1 protein-coding gene is annotated in these 26,451 nt (G+C 72.6%); it reads right to left on the bottom strand.

Going from position 1 to position 26,451, the window contains the following annotated elements:
- Position 1 precedes the first annotated feature (1 nt).
- Positions 2–26,356: a toxin glutamine deamidase domain-containing protein gene (locus ACQPY0_RS17745; RefSeq protein ID WP_432990145.1), complete on the bottom strand. Its 26,355-nt coding sequence runs from the start codon at positions 26,354–26,356 to the stop codon at positions 2–4.
- Positions 26,357–26,451: the final 95 nt, after the last annotated feature.

Here is a 26,451-nt window from a genome sequence, read left to right as displayed (position 1 = left end):
GTCAGCCGCCGGCGGCGGACCTCCGCGGCCCCGCGTTGATCGAAGCGTCGTCCGGGTCGCCGAAGACACCTTGCCAGCCCTGGCGCAGTTCGGCCGCGATCGGCCGGGGCAGGATGCCGTACATCCGGCTGTCGAATTCGACCTGGCGGCTGGGGCCGTACGTGACGAACGTGCCTTCGAACTCGTACACCAGGAAATCGGTGTTGAACTGAAAGTTGGACTCGATGTAGTCGCCGGCCGAACTGGTCGGCTCCCGCTCCGTCACGCTCTGGTACCGGTAGGCCCCACCGGGGCCGCCGACGTGCTGTTCGCGGCCGAAGTTGATACCGGCTTCGAACCGCGCGGACAGCTCGGACGCGATGACCTTCTTGCTCTCCGGCTCGATCGCCAGTTCGGGGAAGTTGAGCTCATTGGCGTCGAATCGGGCGATCGGGGTTGCCCGGCGGACGGTGAAGCCCTGGCTCAGCTCTTGGTTGTCGATGAAGGACACCGAGAGCTGGTGCTGCAACAGCGGCTTGGCGTTGCCGCGCAGGTTCGTGTTGCTCAGGGCCACCGAGAGCATGTCACCGCCGACCCGGGCCGGGTGCAGGCCGGGCGTGGACGTCGATCCCGAAACGGGTGCGGCGGCCCGGGGGGCCCACTGGGCCACGATGTTCGCATCCGGCGCATCGATCATCAGGACGTATTTGGACATGAGATCGGTGAAGCCCGGCAAAGCGGCTCGGTTCAGCGGCACTACCCGGGGCACGCCGTGGACAGCGGGCGCAGCAGCCGGATTCGCCCCGGTGGCAGGCTGAGCGTCAACCGGCTGGGCCGTAGCCGGCCGGTCGCGGACCATGAACTGGGGCACCAGGACGCTGGTCTGGCCGGTGATGAGCGGCGAGGTCGCGACCGGCAGGGCCGCCGTATCGGTGAACTTCAGCTGCTCCCGAGCCCATTGGTACGCATCGCCGATCATGCGGCCCGCTTCGTGGTACTCGGTGATGTCGAAGATCTCGACCTGCAGGTCCAGATCGTGCACGAACTGCTCGGCCCGGCCATTGCTCTGCCCGGACGTGTCCTTCGCGGTGATACGCCGGATGTCCCGCCTGGTCTGCGTCACCTCGGTCTCGATCTTGGTCTCGTGTTTGGTGCCCACGTCGCCACCAACGTCGATCATTGCCCCGGTCGGGAGCTTCTCGCTCGGCTCGATGACCGGACGGCCCGAGAGGTGGGAGAGGTCCCAGATCCAGGAGCTGGCCGTCTCCTTGGCGTCGGTGGTGATGTCGAATGCCTGTCCGCCGGCGGTCAGTGTGGCGTCGGACCGCCAGCGCTGGTACTGCTCCGGTCCCCACCCGGGGGCAGTGACCTTGACCAGCAGCTTGCGGGTGTTGCCGGCCAACGTGCTGGCGGCGGCGATCGCCCAGCTCCCCGGACCGGTCGGGCGTTTCGGCGGTATCGTGATCATGTGCGTGATGGCCCCGCCGCCGCGCAGGGTTGTCGCGGTCCGGCGCATCGCCCGGTCGGAGTACTTGTTCGTGATGCCACGGACGATGTCGTTGGGCGTATCGCGCTGCTCCGCGGTCAGCGCACCTTGCGCGATCAGCATGTCCTTGATGGTGTTCATCAATTGCGGCGAGCTGAACGTGATTGACGTGCCGAACGCCAGCGCGGCACTGGTGTTCACATAGGTGGTGTTCGTGCCGGGCGCCGGCGGCACGCTCGGGTTGTCGGCCAGCTCACTGACCGGCACGTCGAAGCCGAGGTCCATCGCCACCTGGTGCGGGGCCGCCGCGACCACCGCGCCACCGATCCAAAGGTTGGACCGGGCGACGTCAGGAGCGTCGTCACCTTGCCATCGATAGGAGGCGATCTCGAAAACGGCGTCCGCCCGGTTCCGGTAGCCGGCCGCGGCGTACGCGGCGATACTCAGGCCGAGGTGACCGCCGGTGGCGTTGTGCGACTCCCCGGACGCGCGCTCGTAGGTCGGACGCGGCGGCCCGTACAGGACACGGCGAGCGATCGAGCCGCTGTCCATTGTGCTGGTTCCCGTGGTGCCGGTGCCCGTCTGCGTCCCACCCTTCGCGCGGGGCGCAAGATGCGGCGCTGTGGTACCGGAGTCGCCACCCGAATGTTCGGTCTCGCCATCCGTCGGGGCGTGCTGCTCCCAGCGCTGCTTGAAATCCATCACGCCGGCGCTGACTTCGGCCTTCTTCACCGTCGACCCGTGCGTGGTGGCGTACCGGCCATCGGTCTCCAGGTAGTCCTCGGTGCCGGCATCCCGCCGGCCTTCGTACCGCTGGTTGAACATCCGCAGCTTGACGGAGACCGCGCGGCTCCAGCCGTTGTGGTCCGGCAGCCGGATCATCGCCGTTTCGCCCGAGATCATCGCCTCGAACTTGCCGGGCAGGTTCGTCGTGGCCAGTTCGTCACGGATCTCGATGTCGATGTCCGAGCGGTCAACCACCGGCCCGCCGCCGCCGTGACGGCGCACCAGGTCGCCCGTGGTGTGGGTCAGTATCTGGGATCCGTGCACCATGGCCGCGAGACCGGAGAGCTCTCCCGAAGGCATGACCCACTCGTGGTGGCCACCCGGGCGCGGTACGCCGGCGCGCAGCACCGCTTCCATGTTCACCGCCGGCCCGAGTACGGGAAGCGGCCTGGACTCCAGGATCCGGCCGGGTTCCGGCGCACCCGGCAGGCCGGTAGCCACCGGCAGGTACTGCGGTGGCACCTGGAGCGGGGTCCAGTACTTCGGCCCGGTCAACGTGTCCTGAGGGGGCTTGGTGATGAGCCGGTCGTGCCGGCGGACCACCGCGTCGACCCGCCATGATGTGGCATAGTCGAACCGCCGGGCATCGCCGTTGAGCCGCTCCCGGAAGTACATCTTGTTGCCCGTCGTGGACTGCGCGCTGTGGCTCTTGCCGTACCCGGCCGCGTACTTGCCGCCGGGATCGACCAGCGAGCTGTGATCCATGTGTACGTGCCCGGCGACTTCGAACTCGAAGCCCGCGTTCCACCCGCGGTTTTCACCGGTATCGATCGCCGTCGCGGCCTTGTTCTGCACGTCGATGGAGATTCCAGGCTCCACTGTGGACGGTCGGAGCAGGTCGCCGAGTTCGGTCGTGGCGGTCACCTCGAACACGTAGTCGCCGAGTGTCACCCGGTAGTCGATGCCGCCGGTCGCCGCGTCGGCGTGCCGTGCCCGCAGCCCCGGTACGCCGAACCGCACGGCCATGTCGCGGTACAGCTTCGCCAGCCCGTCACCGACCAGCAGATCGCCCACCTTCTTTTCGTGGACAAGGTTGGTCAGCTTCGCCAGGGCGGCCGGGTACACGTCCTGCGCACCCGGTAGCTCCCTGGCCCGCGCCGGCCATACCGCGCGCCGGGACGCCAGCTCCGGCGGTTCATACGGATCGGGCACGCGGGCAGGTGGGGTTCCATCCTGTACCGCCGGAATCGCGTCCTGGATCGGTGCCGCCGCCGCGGGTCGCGCCTGATCGGTGCGGCCGCCCGCCCCGGCCTGCGGTGTCCAGCCGGCCAGGTGGCTCGCACCGTTCGCCAGGCTGGCGAAGCTGTAGGCGCCGAGCACGGTACCGTCCTGGTCGACGACGAACCGCAGCGGTGTCTGGTCGGCGACCTGCCGGGCCTGCTCGTCGAGCGGACCGACCAGCACCCGCACCTGCGGGTTGCCTGCCAACGCCTGCCACTGCGGTTGCGCGGCCACGGCCGGCGGAAGGAAGACCTGGGTCGGGCCGTGGGCTTGCGCGTACTGCGCGAGTTGCTGGGCATCGGTGACCGGGCTCTGCGGCGTGAACGGGCCGCCGGGGCCGGCGAACCGGTCCATGGTGCCGTAATAGAGCCCCTTGGCAGCGGACACCGCGCTGGCCCCCCAACGCTGCAGCGGCCGCTGCCAGCCCATGAGATCCGCAGGGTGCACGCCCAGCCGGTTGCCGGGCACGGCCGGATCTACCGTGGCCGGGCCCGGATCGGTCAGCGTGGGATCGTCCGCGTGGAGCTTGTCCGTGCGCACCCCGCCCAGCGCCCGGTGTTCGAACTGGGCGGCGTGCTCATGCGCGACGGCGAACTCGCTGGTCGTCCGGGCCGTGATCGGTGGGAACTTGTGCGACGTTGACAGCAGGTCGACGGTGATGTCCCATTCGACCTCGTACCGCTGCTGACCCTTCTCGCGGTTGGACATGAACGCCGTCTTCGCCTGCTCCTGCTCCTGCAGCGTGTAGCCGAAGCTGCGGGACGTGTCCGCACCGAGCGAGACAGACACCGAGACCACGCTGCGCAACAGCCAGTTGAACGGGTACTCCATCTTGGCCTGCGTACCACGCCGCTGCCCCACCTTGCTGGTGAACGTGGACGCCTGGTCGTCGCGGATCATGACCGGGGCGTCGCCGACATGGCGCACCCGCCGCGGTACCGCCGTGCCCACCATGACAACCTTGCTCCCGCCCGGCAGCTCGAACTCGTCGGAGACCAACGACCCCGAGGTCAGGTACCGGTTGCGGTCCTTGAACGACTTCTCGTGCAGGAACTCGCCACGAATCTCGCGCACGGCCTCGGCGCCCTCGGCGCTCGCCCCGGTCTTGTTCCCGCCCAACCACTTCCAGCTCGAAAAGTTGTTGGTCCGCATGAACTGTTCCAGCGCGGCCACGACCGGCCCGACATCAATGCTGTTGATCGAGCTGTTGACTTCCAGCACCGCGCCGTCGTCGACGACGTCGTGCCACCCGCCCGCGTCTTCCCCGTTCGCGTTTCCAGCCCGCGTACCGGTCGCGGCCGGGTCGTCAGCCTTCGCCGCGAACGCGCGCGGATACTTCACGACGACCTGCTGGGCCATGGTCACCAGCTGCGCCTGTGGCTGTCCGTCAACCAGTACCTGCAGCGCGATGTCAGACCAGTACGGGTCCGCGTCGTTGGCCAACGACCGGTTACCCGACTGCACCTCACGAGCAGTCGCCCGATGCTGGCTCTCCTCCCGGGAACCGCCGAAGTGGCCCGCCCAGGAGAACACGTCGAGGATCTCCGTGAGTCCCCGGGCGAGGATCGCCGGTCCGACGTCGCCCTTGTTCGCGGATCCCTGGACGTTGGTCTCCCGCACCGTCGTGTCGCCGTACCGGCTGGTGTTCTGCGTGACCCACGGCCGGCCCTGGTGCGGGCCGACGTCGATGGTGTCGTCCCGGGTCTGGTTGATCAGGCCGAACCGTACCTCGACCCAGCGCTCACCGTCTTTGACCAGCACGCCCTCGCGCATCAGCCGGGTCCAGTGCGTGTGATCGCTGTTCGCCAGCGCTTCCCGCAGCGCACCCCGCAGGTCACGCAGCAGCGTCGGATTGCCTTGGTTCCCAACCCGTGCCACGACGTCCTCGCTGACGCGACCGATGCCGGCGTCGTCGAGCGTACGCACCCACGAAATGTACGAATCGCCATCCATGCCCGAACCCGCGAACCACGGCAGCCGGCGGTTGCCGGTCGGCGGGGGCGGCCGGTCGTGCGACGTGCTGTCCTCCTCCACCACCTCCACCTCCGAAGGTGGGTTCACCTGCGGCTGATCGGTTACCCGCGCGCCGCTGCCGCTCGCCTCGGGCGGGCCTGGCGGATTGACCGTGGGCGTCAGGTCAACGGTCGACGAATTCTCGTGCTCGATCAGGGCGGTCACGTCGGCGGTGAAGTCGCTGAGGTTCTCGATCTCGCGTTGGTGCAGGATCTCCAGCCGGTAGGTCAGGTCCGGCGAGAGGTGGTGCGCGCCCAGCTGATCGCGTATGTGCTCGGGCAGCCGTTGTATCGCCTGGTGCAGGGTTTCCGGGCCGCCGGTGCTGTTGAGCCGGACCACCTCACCGCCCGGATAGGCCAGGTACGACCGGGGCCGGGGCGAGCCGGGTCCGGCCACACGCAGTTCCACCATCGTGTTCAGGGCACCGGCCAGCCGGCTGGCCAGGATCGGCCGGTCCAGCCCGGTCACGGCCGCCTCGTCGCTCGGCAACGGCCCGTCTGCGGGCTTCCAGTTCTGATCGGTGGAAAGGACCAGGCGCGGCGGCAGCGTACCGCCGGCCCCTTCGCTCAGCCGGTTCGCCAGCACCGCCACCACGGTCGTGGTGTCGTGCCCCGACCTGGCCAGATCGGCCAGCAGGCCGTCCAGATCGGTGACCACGACGCCGCGAACGGACGGCGGATCCGCCAGCCGCATACCGTCGACATGGGCCTGGGCCGCGTCGCGAGCCACGGTCCGCTCCCGCTGCTGCTGATCCCGTCTTTCCACGGTGCGGTTGTGGGTGTCCACGGCCTCCTCGCGGGCGCCGAGCACGTCGCCGGTGTCCCGTACCTGTTGGCGCAGGCCGGGCAGGGTCGGGTTGAGCCGGCCGAGGAGCGTGTTGGCGTCCCTGATGGCGTCCTGCGCGTCGGACAGGCGCCGCTGCGCGGTCTCGGCCGGCTCCCGCAACAGTTCCGCCTCGTTGCGCAGATCGGTCGCCCGCTGGCGCAGGGTCGTGTCCTCGGGGGCGGCGTCGCTGGTCTGCTCAGCCGCGAGGGCCTGGGCGTCCCTCGTCGCGGCGTCGCGGGCCTGCTCGGCCGCGAGGGCCCGGTCGTCCGCCGCCCGGAACTCGTCGCCCGCCCGGTCGGCGACCGTTTGCAGGTCGGGCAGTTCGGCGGTGCGCTGGCGCACCGTGCTCTCGATGGACCGGACCCGCGCGAGCGTTTCCGCGAGCCGGGTCTGGGCTTGTTCGTATGCGGTACGGGCGAGGACGCGGTCCGCCTCGGCCCGCCGCTGGGCCCCGCGGGCCTGATCCAGCGCGGTCTGGGCAGTCTGGAGGTCCTGGGCCGCCCGTCGCAGCCGCTCCAGCGTGTCCTGCCGCGCGGTACCGGTCGGGGCGGCCAGCGGGGTCGGTGGCGCCGCCGGGTACAGCCGCTGGGACAGGTGCCCGAGGGCCGCGCCGCGGGCGCCGGGGGTGGCGCCGGCGAGGCCGCGGACGGTGGCGGCCCACTGCTGCCGCTGCGGCTCGCTCAACGCCGCACGGGCCCGGCGGACGGTGCCGGTGACCGCCGCGTCGTCGACGGCCGGCCCGGCCAGCGTGTCGCCGATCGTCCGCAGGATCGCCGCGTCGGCGCGGTCGACCGGTTCGGGAAGGACAGCGGCCAGCTTGACCAGCGCGCCGACGGCGGCCGGCTCGGCGAGCTCCGGGTGGCTCAGCAGCTGGTGCAAAATCTGCTGCCGGGCGGTGCGCCGGCCGCCCGGCGCCTGGGCCGGCGCGGGTATCGGCGGGACGGCGCCGGTGAGGTAGCGGTAGCCGTCCTCGATCCGGCCGTACCGGGCCAGGGTGAGCAGGCCGTCCTGGGCGGTCAGGGTGGCGTTCCCATCCGGCGCCTGGGCGCGTCGGCGTTCCAGTTCGCGATGGGTCGTGTCGGACAGCAGCTCGTGCCGGTGGGTGTCCAGGAAGGCGCGCGACTGATCCCAGTCGGTGAGGGCGGTCCACTGCTCCAGCGTGGCCGGGCCGGGCGGCACACCATGGGTGACCGTGGCCGGCGCCACCGGTGCGGGCCCAGCGCCGGGCGGGGCCCCCTGCACCGCGGCCAGCATCCCCGCGGCGTCGCCGGCGGGGTGCCACAACGGCGCGAGCGCGGCCGCACCGAGCCCGGTGGCAGCCACCGCGTGAGCCAGCCCGGTGCGCTCCTCGGGCGTCATCGCGGCCAGCATCCGCTCGTTCTGGTGGTAGGCCATCCGCTGCGTCGGGTCAGTGGCGCTGTCGTGCAGCGCCCGGACATCCGCGGCCTGCCCCGCGTCGGCCACCTCGCCGGCCAGATTCTGCAGGGTGGTCGCCCAGGCCTGCGGGTTGGGCACGCCCCACGTGGCGACCGCGATGGCGCGGAACCGGTCGATCGGGCCGGTGGACGGGTCGAGAATGTCGGCCACGGCCCGCAGCATCCCGGCGTCCCGCGCGGTGTCCGGCGCCGGGGCCGGGTCGGGGGTGGCCATCGCCAGATCGGCCATGGCGCGCAGCCCCGCCGGAGTGAGCACGCCCTCGTTGCCGAACACTCCGGTCAGCACCGCGTGCCGGGCGGCCGGTGTGGCCGCGGCCAGATACTGGTAGGCAACGGCCAGCTGACCGCTGCGGATCGCGTCCAGCAGCGGCCTGTGCAGATTCAGCACCGCGTCGCCCGGACCGGCCGGGGAGGACGGCTGCATGTGCTCCTGCGCGAGGCCGACCGCGTTCGGATCAGCCACGAGCGCAGCCAGGTTGTTCAGGGCAAACCGCTGCGAAGCGGCCCAATCGCCATCGTGCACCAGCCAGCTGCGCAGCACGTCGGGTTCGACCACCGTGACAGCCTGCGCGTTGCCGAACCGCTGCCGGAACCCCGCAGCGGTCATGGTCTGCTCGCCCCCGCCGGCCAGCGGGTCGTACACCCGATAGCCGCCGTCAACGCGCAGATACGCCGCGACCGTGCCCTCCGGCCGCGCGATCCACATCCGGGTACCCGGAAGCGGGCTGACCGGGAGCTCGTGCAGCGGCCCGGTGCTGGACCACCCAGGCGGCAGGCCGGCGGCCATCAACCGGCGGACCCGCCCGGCACGGGAGTCGGGCGATTCGGCGGTACCCCGGGCCGCGTTACCGGTTCCCGCCGGTGGGACGCCGACCGGACGGGGCAGGCCACCGGTGAGCCAGATCCGGGCGTTGTCGTCGGCCTCGTCGCGGGCCTGCTCGATGCGGCGGCGCAGTTCCGGGAGCTGGGCGGTCGTGTTCACGCCGACCAGATCCACCGGCGGCACGGGCAGGTTCGAGCTGCTTCCGGATAGTGCCCCGCTGCCCGTGGCGGCGGAGCTCGACGCACCGCCGGACAGGCCCGGGCCGCCCTGCGAACCGAGGATGTCCAGATTGCCGGACATCCTCGCGTGAGCGAGCAGGTCCCCGGCGCGCCGCGAGTTGAGGTTGGCCGTGGCGCGGTTCGCCAGCTCGTCGTGCAGCTCCCGCAGGTCGTCGATCCCGACCTGGGGGGCGTCGTTGCGGCGTAGCTCCCGGTTCACCTCGGCGACCAGGCCGGCGTCCAGCGGCGGTACCGAGAACGTCCCCGTCGACGTCTGCGGTGCGGTCCAACTGCCCGCGGGCTCCTCCCCGTACACCATGAGCGCCGGCGTGGACGAGCTCGAGCCGGCCGCGGTCAGTGGCGTCCCGGTGGTCCCGGGCTCGGCGTTGCGGTTCCACCAGACCAGCACCGTCCGGCGCCCGGACTGGTTGTCGAGCGGTGAGTCGTCCCGCCCCGGGCCGCTCGACGGGCCGTCGCCGCGGGTGCTGATCAGCGGCGCGATCCCGGCCATCTCGCCCGGGGTGAGCCGTTGCCGCAGCCGTGCGTCGAGCCGCTGCCAGATGGTGTCGGCCCGGGTGGCGCCCTTCCGCGCCGCCGCGCCCGGCCGGGATATCAGCCAGCCGGCGGTGCCCCGCCCGCCACCTTCCATGTGTACGTGGAACGTGGCCGAGCCCATCGCGTGAGCGGTGCGCAGGTCCTGGACGATCTGGTCGGCCACGGCGTCCAGCGCCCGGTTCCCGGCCGCGTCAGGAACAGTACCGTCGGTGGTGATGGTGGCCTGCACCTGGGCGAAGCCGTCGTCCGGCCGGCCGGCCCACGGGAACACCGTTGCACGGATCGTGTCGTGGTCGCCGATCACGTCGTCCGGTGTGGAACCAAGGGCGCGCGACTGGCCGTACGCGCGCAGTTCGACGACCACGAGAGGGGGTGCTCCCGGGTGGGTGTCGAGCGTCGGGAAGTGCGTGTGCACGCCGAGCGCCTCGCCCTGCGTGATCGGCTCGCTGCCCGGGCGCAGGGCGCTGTCCAGGTAGTCGTCGACGGTGTGCGCCGCGGGCACGCCGTTGCGCGCGGAGAGCGGCGCCGCGCCCGGGTCGGCCCGGTCGTGCACGAAGTCCTGGAGGATCGCGTCGGCGATGTCCGCGTGGTTGTTCTCGACGTACGCGCGGGCCGCCCGCGGGAGTGCCGCACGGTACCCGGTCAGGTCCATCCGGGACAGGGCCAGCAGCTGGTCCTTGAGCTGCGCGCCGGGCCGGCTGACGATGTTCGCGGCCGCGTTGGTGTACACCGTGGTGAGGAAGCCGTGCAGCGCCTTCCCGTCCGCGCCGGTGAGCCCGGACCGGCCGCGGAACGTGTCGCCGAACCGGAGGCCCTGGGCCAGCAGCGGCTTCGCCCTGGTGTGGAACGTGTTCGTGTACGCGTGCTGGAGCAGATCCACCACCCGGTCCACGGGAACACCCACGGAGTAGTGGGCCATGATCGTGGTCGGGGCGTGCGGATCACGGGTCAGCCGGATCTCCTCGGCGCCGGATGCCACCGTGTACCCGGTACCCGGCCCGAACACGTTCGGCAGCAGGCGTCCGTTGCCGGCCTGGTCCAGGCGGGCGATCGTGTCCCGGAACGCCCGGATCGCGTCGGCCGGCAGCGCGTGGGCGCCGGTCTCACCGCGGAACATGGCGATGGGTTTCATCACGATCTCCGGCAGCCACCGGCCGTCCGGGGACTGTTCGGCCACGATGTCCAGGTACCGGTTGGACGCGATCACCGGTTGGGTCCGGCCGGTTGTCTCGCGCAGGTACTCGAACGTGTCCGGGTCGGCGTGCAGTTGGTTGGACCGCGCCTCGCCCTCGAGCGACGACGCGCCGCCCTTGAGCGTCATCGGGCCGCCGGTCAGCATCGTCTGCGCGAGGTGTTCGCCGGCTTGCCGGGTGTGCGAGAGCGCGATGCGGCCGTCCGCCAGCGCCGCATGGTAGGGCGCCAGGTCGGCGAGGGTGACCTGCGGTGCGTTGTTGCGCCGCAGTTCCCGGTTCACCTCGCTGAGCAGGTGGGCGTCCAGCTTCGGGACGGCAGCCGCCGCCGCGGGGACGGTGGTCACCGGAACCGTCGACGGGTCGATCGGGCGAGATGCCATCCGCTCGTTGTTGTCCAGCACGATGTACCAGACATCGCCGCCACCCCGGCCGCGGGCCCAATTGGCCAGCATGGCGATGGTGCCGACCCGGTGCTGGTTGCCGGCGGGCTGGTACCAGGACAGCACGGTGGTCGGCTGGACCAGGCCCACGGCCACGGCCGAGCCGGCCACGACCACCACCCGGGCCCCCGGGGCCGGGTCGGGCCGGGTCTGGGTGGGCGGTTGAGGTGTGAAGCCGGGCAGGGTGCTCACCAGGGTGGCCATGAGGTCCGCCCGGCCCCGTGCGTCGCGGTCCAGCCAGGCCGCGGCGACCTGCTCGGGGTCGGCCGGGTCGATGATGGGATCGGCCGGCGCCGCGGTGGGGGGCGGCCAGCTCATCGGGTCCAGGCCGGCGCTCAGCCCCAGCGTCGCGCCCGCCGTGGTGGGCGGGTTCGCCAGGCCGAGCCACTGCCGCGCCAGGTGTGGCTGGTACCGGTTCGCGTGCTCGACCAGGGCGGTCACGTCGGCGGTGAAGTCGCTGAGGTTCTCGATCTCGCGTTGGTGCAGGATCTCCAGCCGGTAGGTCAGGTCCGGCGAGAGGTGCTGCGCGCCCAGCTGATCGCGTATGTGCTCGGGCAGCCGTTGTATCGCCTGGTGCAGGGTTTCCGGGCCGCCGGTGCTGTTGAGCCGGACCACCTCACCGCCCGGATAGGCCAGGTACGACCGGGGCCGGGGCGAGCCGGGTCCGGCCACACGCAGTTCCACCATCGTGTTCAGGGCACCGGCCAGCCGGCTGGCCAGGATCGGCCGGTCCAGCCCGGTCACGGCCGCCTCGTCGCTCGGCAACGGCCCGTCTGCGGGCTTCCAGTTCTGATCGGTGGAAAGGACCAGGCGCGGCGGCAGCGTACCGCCGGCCCCTTCGCTCAGCCGGTTCGCCAGCACCGCCACCACGGTCGTGGTGTCGTGCCCCGACCTGGCCAGATCGGCCAGCAGGCCGTCCAGATCGGTGACCACGACGCCGCGAACGGACGGCGGATCCGCCAGCCGCATCCCGTCGACATGGGCCTGGGCGGCGTCGCGCGCCACGGTCCGCTCCCGCTGCTGCTGATCCCGTATCCGCGCGATCTCGTTGTACGTGTGCAGGGTCGCCTCGCGGGCGCCGAGGACGTCGCCGGTGTCCCGTACCTGTTGGCGCAGGCCGGGCAGCGTCGGGTTGAGCCGGCCGAGGAGCGTGTTGGCGTCCCTGATGGCGTCCTGCGCGTCGGACAGGCGCCGCTGCGCGGTCTCGGCCGGCTCCCGCAACAGTTCCGCCGCCTTGCGCGAGTCGATCGCCGGCCGGCGCAGCGTCGGGTCGTCGGGGGCCGCGTCGCGGGCGTGCTCGGCCGCGAGGGCCTCTGCCTCCGCGGCCCGGAACGCATCGCTCGCCTGGTGGGCGGCCGTCTGCAGGCCGGGCAGTTCGTCGGTGCGCCGGCGCACCGTGCTCTCGGCAGACCGGATCCGCGCGAGCGTGTCCGTGAGGTCGGTGCGGGCCTGCTCGTGTTCCGTACTGGCGCTGTCGCGGTCCGCCTCGGCCTGCCGCTGGCCCCGGCGGGCCTGGTCAAGCGCGGCCTGGGCGGCCTGGAGGTCCTGGGCCGCCAGATGCAGCCGCTCCAGCGTGTCCCGCCGCGCGGTGCCGGTCGGGGCGGCCGGCGGGGCCTGCGGCGCCGGGTACAGCCGCTGGGACAGGTGCCCGAGGGCCGCCCCGCCGGCGCCGGCGGTGGCGTTGGCCAGAGTGCGGACGGTGGCGGCCCACTGCTGCCGCTGCGGCTCGCTCAACGCCGCACGGGCCCGGCGGACGGTGCCGGTGACCGCCGCGTCGTCGACGGTCAGTCCGGCCAGCGTGTCGCCGATCGTCCGCAGGATCGCCGCGTCGGCGCGGTCGACCGGTCCGGGAAGGGCAGCGGCCAGCTTGGCCAGCGCGCCGACGGCGGCCGGCTCGGCGAGCTCCGGGTGGCTCAGCAGCTGGTGCAGGAACCGCTGCTGGTCGGTGGGCTGGGGGGTACTCAGCGGCTCGACCCGCGCGGGCGCCGGTGGGACAGCGCCGGTGAGGTAGCGGTAGCCGTCCTCGATCCGGCCGTACCGGGCCAGGGTGAGCAGGCCGTCCTGGACGGTCAGGGCGGCGTCATCCGCGGGCGCCTGGGCGCGCCGCCGCTGCAGCTCGCGATGGGTGGTGTCGGACAGCAGCTCGTGCCGGTGGGTGTCCAGGAAGGCACGCGACCGGTCCCAGTCGGTGAGGGCGGTCCACTGCTCCAGCGTGGCCGGGCCCGGCGGTACGCCATGGGTGACCGTGGCCGGCGCCACCGGTGCGGGCCCAGCGCCGGGCGGGGCCCCCTGCACCGCGGCCAGCATCCCCGCGGCGTCGCCGGCGGGGTGCCACAACGGCGCGAGCGCGGCCGCACCGAGCCCGGTAGCAGCCACCGCGTGCGCCAGCCCGGTGATCTGCTCGGGCGTCATCGCAGCCAGCATCCGCTCGTTCTGGTGGTAGGCCATCCGCTGCGTCGGGTCAGTGGCGCTGTCGTGCAGCGCCCGGACATCCGCAGCCTGCCCCGCGTCGGCCACCTCGCCGGCCAGATTCTGCAGCGTGGTCGCCCAGGCCTGCGGGTTGGGCACGCCCCACGTGGCGACCGCGATGGCACGGAACCGGTCGATCGGGCCGGCGGACGGGTCGAGGATGTCCGCCACGGCCCGCAGCATCCCGGCGTCCCGCGCGGTGTCCGGGGCCGGGTCGGGGGTGGCCATCGCCAGATCGGCCATGGCGCGCAGCCCCGCCGGGGTAAGCACGCCCTCGTTGCCGAACACTCCGGTCAGCACCGCATGCCGGGCGGCCGGTGTGGCCGCGGTCAAATACTCGTAGGCAACGGCCATCTGACCGCTGCGGATCGCGTCCAGCAGCGGCCTGTGCAGATTCAGCACCGCGTCGCCCGGACCGGCCGGGGAGGACGGCTGCATGTGCTCCTGCGCGAGGCCGACCGCGTTCGGATCAGCCACGAGCGCAGCCAGGTTGTTCAGAGCAAACCGCTGCGAAGCGCCCCAATCGCCATCGTGCACCAGCCAGCTGCGCAGCACGTCAGGTTCGACCACCGTGACAGCCCGCGCGTTGCCGAACCGCTGCCGGAACCCCGCAGCGGTCACGGTCTGCTCACCCCCGCCGGCCAACGGGTCGAACACCCGATAGCCGCCGTCAACGTGCAGATACGCCGCGACCGTGCCCTCCGGCCGGGCGATCCACATCCGGGTACCCGGAAGCGGGCTGACCGGGACCTCGTGCAGCGGCCCGGTGCTGGACCACCCAGGCGGCAGGCCGGCGGCCATCAACCGGCGGACCCGCCCGGCACGGGAGTCGGGCGATTCGGCGGTACCCCGGGCCGCGTCGCCGGTTCCCGCCGCTGGGACGCCGACCGGACGGGGCAGGCCACCGGTGAGCCAGATCCGGGCATTGTCGTCGGCCTCATTCCGGGCCTGCTCAATGCGGCGGCGCAGTTCCGGCCCGAGCCGGGCGGCCGCGTCCATCTGGATCGGAGTGCGTTCCAGCAGCTCCTCGTAGATCCTGCGCTGCTGCGCCCGGTCGATACCCGCCTCCACGGCCTCGTGTCGCAGCGACAGGGGTAGCTCCCGCACCACCTGCTCCGAGGTGACCGGGGTGTACGAGCCGGCCTGGGCGCGCAGTTCGACCACCCGGCCCTCCGGGTCGATCCGGTACCGCGACACGGTGCCCCGCGCGTCGGTGGCGGTGAAGTCGGCGTGGGTACCGAGCTCGAACGTCACTGCCCGGGCCACGGTCATCGGGTCCCGCTCGAGCATCTGGACCTCGTGCGGCTGCTCCGGTGCGGCCACGCCGGCGGGCTGGACCTGGCGGACCCGCTGCACGATGTCGGCGGCCCGGTTGTCCATCTCCTGGGTCGCCGGCAGGTTGCCGGCGACCGCCTGGGCCTGCCACGCGGTCAGCTCGGCCAGGTCGGCCGTGGCCTGCTGCCCGGGGGTCGAGGTGTTGAGATGGTTCACCGCCCAGTCGAGCAGCAGCTCGTACCGGCGCCGCGACCGCGTGCGCGCGTCGGCCGACAACTCGATCGGTGGCACCGTGTCGTGGTGGTTGCCGAGCTGGTCGCGGATGAGCAGCGCGGCGTGCGGGGCGGCCTGGCCGGCGTCGAAGTCACCCGGCTCGACGCGGCGGCCGGCGACGGTGCCGGTGGCCCGGCCGGGCGGTCCGGCTGATGTGGCGGCCGGCACGGTGGCGCCCGCGCCGGCGGCCATGGCCGCCGGCGTGGACCGTTCCAGCAACTGGTCCAGGTCGGCCCGGTGCGCGCCGGGGGCCGGTGCGGGCCAGTGCCCGGCGACGCCGAGGTTCCATTGTTGCGGCCGGTCGTTCATCTGCCGCTGTATCTCGCGGACCTCGTCGGCGAACATCTCGACGTACACGTCGCCGGTGATCCAGCCGGTGGCGGCGACATCCGGGCCGAACCGCGTCGGCCCGATCGGGCCGGTGTTCGCGTCCGGGACGAACGGGCTGTGGGTGTGCGGGACCGCGGCGAGGCGGAACCGGCCGCGCAGCTTGACCAGGTACACCGCGCCCTGCATCTTGACGTGGGTCTCGTTGCGCTTGTTGTCCTCGTAGGTGGCGCTGTGGCTCATCGGCGCGTTGCGGTTGCCGCCGGTGGTGAACCTTCCGCCGGAGGTGGTGTCCTCCTGAGCGCCGACGTGGGTCTCCGGCATCGGCCAGGCGCCGGACAGTTCTCCGTCGAGGTTGACCCGCCACCGGTTGCGCGACTGGGTGGCCGCCGCGCCTACCTGGAACTTCGCGTACCGGCCGGTGCCGGTGCTGTTGACGATACTGCTGATGATCTCCATACCGTGCAGCGAGGCGTACAACCGCATGGCCACGCGGCTGTTGGAGGCGCCGGCGGTGAACAGGTGCGAGGCGAGGGTGTACCCGCCCTCCACCACCATGTCCGGTAGGTGGTTGTCCACGCTCAGCCGGGACAGCAGCCCGGGCAGGGCCACGCTGCCGCGGTAGTGCTCGTCGTCGTTGGCCGAGCTGAGCTCGCGGGCCATGAGCTTGCGCGCGGCCGGGAACAGGTCGTCGACCAGCGCGCCGCTGACGTACACGTCACCGGGCAGCGGCGGCAGCGCGCGCAGGTCCAGCGTCGTGGACGGGGGCATCGCCGTCGCCTCGGCCAGGCCCCTCGGCACCTTGAAGTCCAGTTGGGCGTCGTAGTCGAGGGAGTCGGACTGGACGACCTTCGCGTCGGCGAGCGCGGCGGCCATCGCCTTGGCGCCCTTGGTCAGCTGGAAGCTCGCCAGGGCCGTGGCCGCGCTCCCGGCCGGGGGCGGGGTGGGGGCGGGCAGGCTGGCAGCGGCCCAGCTGCCGGCGGAGGCCAGCAGGTTGGCCGATCCGTCCCAGACGCTGCTGAGCAAGGAGTTCAGCGGCCGGCTGGACATCTTGAGCCGGCGCACGCTGATGGTGATCCGCGCGCCGGTCGAGGCGCGGTAGTGCCCGGTCCAGTCGTACACGGTCTGCTCGCGCGTGCCCTGCTCGGAGCGTTTGAGGCTGCGCGAGCCCTGCGGCGCGTAGGACGCCGAGACGCCGCCGGCGACCGGGGTGCCGTTCTTGGAGAAGCCGAACCTGGCCGGGGTGATGTTCCAGCCCATCGAGTGGCTCAGGCCGACGGCGTAGGCGGCGTAGGCGTGGCCGTAGTTCTCGATGCCGTAGTCGGGCACCCAGTCGGTGTAGTGCGGCTGGCCCTCCAGCGTGGCCGACACCTTCACCTCGACCACGTCGGCCAGGACCCCGCCCTTGCGGTCGACGAAGTAGAACGTGACGCCGTTGTGCTGGTGCAGCATGTCCGACAGCGCGATGTTGGCCCGCTGGCCGGCCAGGGTGGCCTGCAGCGACTCCAGGCCGCCGGGCAAGGTCCCGATGATCTGCTGGCCGGGCGAGAACATCAGCGCGCCCCAACTGCCGTCGGCCTGGTGCCAGGCGTTCGCGCCGGCGCCGAGCAGGCCGGGCGCCACCGCCTCGATCCGCCCCACCACCGCGTCGAGCAGGGTGGTCGTGGGCCGGGGCCGGCTGTCCGTGGCCGGGCCGGTGAACAGCGTCAGGTCGTCCACGCCGGAGTGGCCCAGGGAGCGGTCACCGGTGCGGGTCATGTACGCGGGCAGTGTCAGGGCGCGGAACGGATTCTTGTCCGGGTCGAGCGTGCGGCCGAAGTCGTTCCCGAACTGCCGGCGCAGATCCTCGTTCAGGACGACGTCGCGGGTGTCGGGGTCGTTGTGGCGCGTGGCCAGGGTGTGCGCCCAGCGCTGGATCTCGTGCCGGACCAGGAAGGCGCCCAGGTCGGGGGTACCGGTGCCGACGCGGGCGTCCACCTCCTGCCGCCACCGGTGCAGCAGGCCGGCCACGGTGTTGCCGGGCAGGGTCAGTTCACCGCCGGCCCACCGGCCCATGGCGTCGATCAGCTGCCGTTCGCTCAGCGGCAGTTGGTCCTCCGCGTACCGGCCCAGGGCTTCGGGCTCCGGCAGCAGGAAGATCATGTCGCGGCCCCGCACCTGGGCCGGCGCCGCCGCGCGGTTGCTGCTGAAGATGAAGCCGGTCTGGGTGCGGGTGCCGGTCCGCACGCTGTAGTCGACCGGTGCGTGGAAGGCGTACGCGCGGTTGAAGGCGAGCTTGAGCATCTCCAGGCCGCCGGTGCGCTTGGTCTCCTCGGCGGAGCTGTCGCTGACCTTGACGTTCACGGACTCGGAGAAGCTGAGCTTGACCAGATCCCGGCCGTCCTTGGTGAACGCGTGTCCGAAGCGGACGTCGGGGAGGTTCACCGTCTTGGCGAACGAGCGGCTGGCGGAGTTGGCCGCCTCGGCCAGGTACAGCTCGATCAGGCCGGTGACGTACTTGTCGGGGGTGGCCCCCACGAAGCGGGCCGGCCCGATGCGGTCCACGCCGATCGACGCCGCGGCGTTGGTGTTGGCGAAGAATCCGGGTTCGACCAGGGTGTCGGTGCTGTAGTGGCCGTGGAGCGCCTCCTTGAAGTGCGACTGCACCGCGATCAGGTTGGCCAGGCTGGTCAGCGGGCCGGTCATCGGGTGCCCCGCCCGGGTCAGGTCCGGCAGCTGGTTGCGGATCTCGGTGTTCAGGCCGTGCGTGTCGAGGTAGTAGACGACGCCCTGGTGCAGCACCGAGGGTGCGGTGTCCTGGGTGGCCGGCGCGCTGAACGTCGACGGATCGCTGTTGAAGTTCAGCAGCGCGGCGTGCACGTTGCCGCTCACGTCGGACGGGTTGAAGTGCGGCGTGGCACGGTCGTCGTAGCGCACGGTGAAGCTGAAGTCGTACGGCAGGTTGAACTTGCCCACCCGGCCCGGGTACTCCAGCAGCTCCGGCCGGTTCACGATGCGGGTGAGCCGGTCCGAGGCGCCGACGCTGCGGCTCAGTGCACCGCCGGTGATGCCGACCGATTCCAGCGGGGCCGCCGTCGGGGCCATGTCGAACCTGAACCCGCCCTCGAACGACCAGCCCTGGGTGCCGCCGGCCCCCTGACCGGCGATGCCCAAGGCCATGGACAGGTTCACCACGTGGTGCTCGTCGGTGAGCCGGTCGAAGTGCACCGAGTTGCCGTCGGGCCCGACCTCGTCCGTGATCCGGGAGCGGGCGTGGACGGTCACCTCCGCGGTGCGCATCACGCCGTTGCGCCAGCTGTGCAGCGTGAAGGTCAGTCCGTCCTGGGTGAGGGTGTCGAAGTGCGACTCGAGACCGTCGCTTGCGACCAGCTTGTCGACCAGGTCCAGGTTGTCCACCCAGGCGTCGATGTCCCGTGCGACCGCCTCCTTGGCAGACAGCACCACCGTGTCCTTGCCCCGCAACGCGGCCGTCTTCGCCTTCTCCAGCAGGTCGGCCGTGGCCGGGGTGCGGGCGTGCCCGGGGCCCGGCGCGCTCTCGTCCAGCCGCGACCAGATCCGCTCCTCGCCCGGGGGCAGGAACCCGCTGGCGATCAGTTCCCGCTTCAGGTTCGCCTTGAGCTGCGCGACCGCGGCCGCGTCGACGTCGGCCAGGCTCTGCCCCAGGCCCCGTCCGGCCAGTACGTGCTCCGGGACGAGGTTCCCGCCGGTGTCCTCGGGATGCTTGCCCGTGTTGCGCAGCTGCCCGCTCCAGTCCTGGTACGGCACCGTGCCCGGCTTCCCCGGAGCCTGCGCGGCGGGCGGGTTGGCGGTGCCGGTGGGGGTGAACGCGTCGGCGTCCACGCCGAAGCCGTACGCGAACGCGTCCGGTTCGGACAGCCGCACCACCGCCGAGCCGTCGACGGTCGGGGTGGTGCGCGGTTGCTCGGTCGGTCGCCGCGACGTGGACACGTCGGCGGACAGCTCCAGGTCGACCGTGTGGCCGCCGGTCATGCCGGTGTACCGGGACACCATCACGTTCAGCGACGCGTGGGTGGCGCCGCCGCCGTCGTTGCTGTTCCAGTTGACCCCGCCCTTGGCGGAGAACCCGAACTTGGCCTTCTCCTTGAAGACGGCCGGATCGCCGTAGTCCCGGGCCAGCGGGAACTCCGAGCCGCCGCCGAAGCTGACGCCGCTGCTCTGGCCGAGGGTGAACTCGCCGCCATGCCCGACGATCGCGGTGCGGACCTTCTCGATGTGCGCGGCATCGCTGGTGTTGCCCACGCGGACCGTGTCGCCGTGCCTGCGGGCGTGCACCCGGATGGTGGCCGCGGCCTTGCCGTTCTCGTGGAGCGTGAAATGGTATCCCCGCGAGTCCGGATCCGTCGGCGCGTGCGATGTCGAGCTCTGCGGGCCGGTGGCCGCACCGCCGGCGTCGGTGGCCGCGCCACCCGGGGCCCGCCGGTTGACCGCCTCGTCCAGGTGGGTCTCGGTGTTCCACAGCTTACGCTGCAGTTCCTGGCGCATCGGGCTGTTGATCGACATGTCGAATCCGTCGGTCCGCAGCCGCGACACGATGTGGTCGTACAGTTCGGTCAGGCCGGTGAGGTTGCTGGCCGAGAACGTCTCCGGCAGGCGGGTCAGGTTGTCCCGGCTCGGCCGCTCGGGGTGATCCGGGTCGGCCGCGGGCAGGTCGGCCACGACCTGTTCGGCCGGGTCGACCAGCAGGTGGTCGGGGATCGCGACCACCAGCCGGGCCGGCTGCGTCCCGGCCGGCGGCGGTGTCAGCGCGACCCGGTGCCACGGGCCGGTGTCGTCCCGGCTGTCGATGGCCCATCCGGGACGGTAGGAGTAGAACGTCGAGTCCGCGCGGGTGTCCAGCACCCGGCCCTTCTCCGCGTCGATCAGGTAGCTCGACTTCTGGTCCGTCTTGTTGACGGTGAAGTTGAACTTGGGCCCGAAGTGGGCGGTCGGTCCCAGCGGCACGTCGAAGTTGAGATCGCCGCGGACGCGGTTGGCCCGCATCGTGGTGCCGTCGCCCTGGCCGTGGGCGCCGGTCTGGAAGACGCCCTGGATGATCTCGTTGGCGTGGAAGCGGCCGTCCTGCGAGCCGCGGTGTTCGAGGTCGTCCACGGAGGGGCCCTCGACGGCGGTGTCCGAGGAGCCGGCCGGGTTGCTGACGAGCTGCGGGTCGTCCGGATCCAGGCGGACCCGGACCTCCATCCCGCCCAGCGGGAACAGGTATCCGTCGGGACCGATCAGCAGCGGGTAGTTGTTGAGCAGCCGCTGGTGCAGCATCTCCCACTCGCTGGCCGGCACGGTCAGCTCGCGACGCTGTGCCTCGGCGCGCAGCGCCTCCTCGACCCGGTCGAGGTCGGGCAGGGTGGCCTTCGGGTCGCCCAGCGCGAGCGCCAGCCGGTCGGGCGTGGCCGGCGGCACCCACGCCGGTGCCTCGGCCTCGGGGGTGGCCGGCCCGACGCTGGACGAGTCGGCGTGCACGTACACGTGCCGGTCCGCCTCGGGCACGCCGGACAGCAGCCGGGACACGGCGGCGGCCACCTCGGGCGGTACCACGCCGCCGCCGGGCTGGATGACGACGGCGACGGCGCCGGGCGGCGCGGCCAGTGCCTCCGGCGGCAGCGTGCCCGGATCGGTGCCGTGCTCGGCGAACAGGACCGCGCCGTTGTGCTCGGTGACCGTCCAGCCCGGCATCACCTGGTATCCGCCGCCGGTCGCCGGGCTCAGGCCCAGCGGCCCGGCGGCGGGTGCCGGCGCCGGCTGCACCGGCACCAGGTGCGCATGCGCGGCGGCGGGCAGGGTCTGCTGCCCGCGCGTGTCGAGCGGTACCAGGCCGGCGGCACCGGCAGGGTTGCGCCCCACCGCGCCGACCGGCAGGACCAGCTCCACCGTCCCGCCGAGGCCGCGCCGCAGCGCGTCGGCCGCGTGGGCGGCGCGCCCCGGGGCGCCCGGGCCACCGGCCGGTGCGGGCGGGTCCACCGCGAGCAGCACCCGCAGCGACGCGGCGTTCGAGCCCAGGCGGTCCTGGACCGCCCGGACCACGGCCACCGGGTCGGCGACCGACTCGTGCAGGACCAGCCGCGGCCGGTCCGGGGTGGCCAGGTCGCCCCAGTGCATCGCCGCGGCCCCGGATGCCGGGAGCGGTCCGGTGTGGGCGAGCACCCCGCCGGGGACATGGCTCAGCCGTACGCCATCGGGCAGGCCGGTCACCTCGTCCGGGTCGAACGTGTGCCGGTCCAGGCCGACGCCGGAGGTGATCAGCCGGGTCGGTACGCCGTGCGGCATCCCGGCGAAGACGCGGCCGACCTGCTCGCGGACCCGGGGTGGCGGCTCGGTGCCGCGCCAGCCCAGGAACACGGTGGGCTCCGTGAGCTGACCGCCGGCCGGTGGCAGCAGCGGCTCGACCCGGGCCAGTTCCGCGGCCGGCCCGATCCACAGGTGGCTTCCGCCGTCCCAGATCACCCAGTCGTCGGACAACTGGTAGACGCCGGGCCGGGTCTCGGGCAGCCCGTACGGGGTCGGCCGGGCCTGCGGGCCGGAGTTGGCCGGCAGGAACAGGTACCGCTGCGGGCGGGCGTTGAAGAAGGTCACCTCGCCGTCGGCGTTCAGTGGCAGGACCAGCGGGTCGGCCTGGGCGGGCGCGTCGGTCAGCGCCTCCCGCGGTACCGACAGCACCGCCGAGCGGGCCTGCGGGTCCAGTACCTGGGTGGTGATCTCCCGCGCGTGGGCGGCGCTGATCGACTGATCCTGCGGCCAGTGCAGCACCGCCAGCGTGGTGTCCTGCGGCCGCAGGCCGGCCAGCGCGTCGCCGAGCACGGTGGGGTCGGTGACCGTCGGGTCCAGCAGGACGGCCGGTCCGGGGCCGGTCGGCGCCGGCACCCGCGGGCTGATCGCGCCGCCGGTGCTGTCGGCGTGCAGCAGGGTCCCGCCGATGGCGCGCTGCACCCGAAGCTTCTCCGGCAGGCCGGCCGCCATGTCGCGCAGCTGCCGGTCGGTCGACGGCGGTTGGTGCTGCTGCGTGTTCTGCTGTTGGTGCTGTTGGTTCGGTTGGTTCTGCTGACCGACCGGCGGGGCCGGCGGGGCTAGCGGGGCCGGCGGGGCCGGAATGGTCGGCGCCGGGGCGACGGCGTTGTAGTGGGGGGGCTTATCGGTGGTCGGGTCGGCCGGCACGTGGTAGACGCTCACCGGGGTACCGCTGGCGGGCCCGTAGGTTTCCGCCACGTACACGCCGCCATGCGGACGGGCGCGCCAGATGGTGATCCGGCTGTTGGTCGCATGCGCCAGCAGCGGAACCAGGAACTCCCCGGACGGGTGGCTCCAGCGGTTGCGCCAGTTGGTGACGGACCGGCGGACCTCGTCGTACTCGTCGTCGCCGAGCTGGCGGCCGGACACGGTCGAGACGCTGACCAGATAGTCGCCGACCCGCGCCGGGTCCACCTCGCTCACCGGGATGCGCGGGCCGTGCTGGTTGATGAAGTCGAGCTGCTCCTGCGGCACCGTGGTCACCGGACCGGGGTCGGGCGTCGCGGCGCGCGCGGCAGCGTACCGCTGCTGGATCCGCGCCGCGGGCAGGAAGCCGGCGTCGGTGACGTGCCTGTGCTCGAGCTGGTCGAGCCGGGCCAGCACCTGCTGGGGGTCCAGCGTCCGGACCTCCCGCTCGACGGCGTCCCGGAAATGGATGCGTTGCCGGTTCACCTCGGCGGGAAGCGCGTTGCGGTTGGTGGTCAGGTAGGTGCCGACCCGGTCCTGCAGCAGCCGGCTGACGCGCCCCAGCTCCGAGTTCGCCGTCACGCCCGTGTGCTGCATGCTCCAGCGCACCCGGTTGGGGTCGCCCAGGAACGCGGCGAGGTCCGGCGCCAGGCCCGGCCCCAGCGCGGCCGCGGCCTGGGCCGGCGAGCTTGCGATGAACGCGTACAGCAGGCAGTTGCCGTCGGCGGGCACCTGGAACACCGGCTGGGCATGGGCGGCCGTGTTCATGCCGGCCAGATCCAGATGCTCCGGGACTGTCGCGGTCACGCCGCTGGGCGCCGTCGACGGCGGTCGCGGGTCACCGACCCCGTCCGTCGTCGCCACGAACCGCAGCCGGCCGGGGTCGGCCGGGACTCGGGCCGCCCCACCCAGCTGCCCGTCCAGGAACGCCACCTTGCCGTCATCGGTCCGCACCACGTTGACGACGTGCGAGACACGGTCGTCCTTGCCCGTCACGACCACCACGCCACGCGCGCCCGGACTCGCGGCCTTCATCACCTCCACCACCGCCGCGTAGTCCGCCGCCTCGACCAGCTTCCGGCCGGTGTACCGCTCCAGGTGCCCCACCGGCAGGAACGTCTCCGGCGGCACCTGGTGCCCGACCCCGGCGGCCAGGGACATGTCCGTGCCGATCGCCGCCAGCACGCAGTTGGTCTCGAAGTCGAAGCCGAGATCGCGATACGGGTTCACCCCACCGAGCCAGGCGAACTGGCTCGACACCTCGCCCGGCGACAGATCACCCGGCAACACCACGTCACCGATCCGCGCACCGCCGACCACGTCCACGCTGACCGGGCCGAACGCGTCACGGAAACCGGCGGCCCACTCACGCTGGAACTGCGCGGCAAGATGTTCGGTGCCGGGCAGGACACCCGCGTGCGGGGCGGCCAGCGCGGCGAACTGCGTCGGCGCCGCCTGCACCGCCGCGCCGAGCAGATGCTCGAACGCCAGCCGGTCGCCGAGACCGTCGGTGAGCCGGTCCAGGGTGGCGTCGTAGCCGGCCACGTCGGCCGGCCCCGACGGCGGGAAATGCGCGGCGAAGCTCGAGTCCACCTGCGCCAGGTACGCCGAACGGATCCGCTCCAGCGCCTCCCCACCGGGCAGCGGCCGGTCCACCGTGTGCGCATACCGGTCGAACCGCGCACCGGCCTCCTGCCGGGCGGCGTCGCGTGCCGTCTGCCAGGCCAGAGCCTTCGGCGCGGCCTCGGCCGGCACAGAACCCGCACCCTCCTGCCGTGCCGGGTCGTCCGGGCGCACAGTGCCGGCCGGCGTCGGCGCGGCACCCGGCCCGGACACGACCGGCGCCGGCGGCACGGCCGCGAGCTGCTGCCCGGTGGCGGCCAGGACCAACGGACCGGGTTCGCGGCCGGCCAGGTCGAACCGGTCGAACAGCTGCGGCATCGCCGGCCTGGCCACGGTCTGCCAGTCACGCACCGCGACGGTGAGGTCGGGCGTGGGCGTGCCACGCAGCCCGACGCCCGGGGACTCGACCGGCACACCCAGCTCGGCCGAGACCGTGCCCAGGCGGGCCGGCAGGTCGCTCGTGGCCTGCTGGACCACGTCGATCGCGGCCGGCACGTGCGTGCCCACCAGCAGATGCGGGAGCCGGCTCCAGTCGAACGGCGTGCGTATCCGTTCCTCCTGCGAGACCAGCTCCCTGATCCTGGGCAGCACGCTGCCGCCGAGTGCCGCATTGACACCCCGCTCGACCTGCAGCCGGACCTGCTGCCCCACCGCGTCGCGGACCATCGGCGGCACCGCGACCCCGCTCGCCCCGAGCCCGGCGAAGTACTGCCCGACCCGGTGATCGGCCGCCAGCTCGGCGACCGCCCGCAGCGCCTGCCGATCGAACTCGACCGGCAGCGCGTGCCCGACAGACACCGCAGAAATGCCGTAGGCGCGCGCCTCGGGGGCGACCACCGCCACCGCACGGTCCCGCACGCCAGCCAGGAACTGCTCGGTGACCAGCGCCGGCGGCACCCCCACCGCGGTCAGCAAGCCGGCCAGGGGGCCGGCATCGGCCAGGTCTTGCCGGGTGGCGGCGGCCCACTGGGCGAACGCCCGCTCGACCGACACCGGCAGCGATGCCATGAGCTGAGCACCCCGGGCCGCCTCAGCCAGCAGATCCCGGTACCGGCCGGCCAGCTCCTCCTGGAACCGCTGCCACCCGACAGCACGCGGATCGGTGGCAGCGACCCAGGACGGCACCGGGGCCAGCGGCAGCGACCCGAAGGAGTAGGCCGGCGGCGGCGTGGACGACACGGCGAGCGGGCCGGTCGGATCCGGGCTCGCCGTAGCCGGCGTCGTGAGGCCGGTGTCCGTGGGCCGGTAGTCCGAGCCGTACGGTTTGAACGGCAGCACCGGCGTACCGGTGGAGGTGAAGCCCGTGCCGCCGGACAGCCGCAGCCGCGGCAGCTTCGGGGTGAACCCGAGGCCCTTCGCACCCCGGCGCCCGAGCCCACCAGCCTGGTTGGCCACGACACCGCCGCCGGCCTCGGCCGCACCGGAGATGGCGTCGCCGTCGGCGTTCTTCGGATCGTACGTGTGGTCGACCATCAGGCTGGCGCCGGCGCCACCGCCGACCTCCATGACCACCTCGAACGGGGAGGTGGCGAGCCGGACGAACGGCTCCCGGTAGGACTTGCTGACCCCGATCTTCTCCAGACTGGCCGCGAACTTGCCGGCGGCCTTGCCGATCAGCGGCCCGGCCACCGTACTCAGCAAGGCCACGGACAGCCCGTACAGCGCCTGCTTGCCGACCTCGCCCCAGTCGATGCCGTTGCGAATGCCGTCAGCCATCTGCGACAGCTGCGCCAGCAACGCCGAGCCGGGCATGAACAGCATCTGCATCGCCGTGCTGCGGGCCGCGATACGGACCAGGTTGGAGTGCAGCACCGTCTGCATGATCGTGCGCGTGGTCACCACCCGTTCGACCGCGTCCCAAGGGGCGAAGAACGCCTCCGCGGCGGCGATGGCGAGCTCGACCATCATGAAGATGAACATGATCAGCGCCTGGCGTTCGGCGTAGTCCATCTCCACGGCGTAGCCGCGCATCGCGTCCGCGGTCTGGTCCTGCAGCGCCGCGACCTGCAGCAGGGCGTTGGGGCTGGTCGCCACGAACGGCGCGGTCTGGGCGATGAACCGGGCCGCGGTCTGCCCGTCCACGGCCGCGGCCACCGCCCGGATCACCTGGACCAGTTCGGGGCCGAGCAGGTTGCGCACCCGGTCGGCCAGCGCGTTGAGGCTGGCCGCGTCGCTGAGCAGCAGCGTCAGGTTGGCGCGCGGCAGCTTCATCCCGGTGAACACCTCGACCGCGCGCTTCGTCGACTCACCGGTCGAGACGGTGGGCGTGCTGACCGAGACCATCGTCGAACCCCTCTCCTGCCGCG

It is taken from the genome of Dactylosporangium sp. CA-233914, from assembly GCF_050942935.1.
Classification (GTDB): Bacteria; Actinomycetota; Actinomycetes; order Mycobacteriales; family Micromonosporaceae; genus Dactylosporangium.
Note: the sequence above shows the minus strand (reverse complement) of the source record. Positions and strands in the feature narration are given on the sequence as shown.

Bases quoted from the DNA above. Each gene is read 5' to 3' on its own strand.
- ACQPY0_RS17745 (WP_432990145.1), bottom strand. From the start codon at position 26,356: ATGAAGCTGCCGCGCGCCAACCTGACGCTGCTGCTCAGCGACGCGGCC.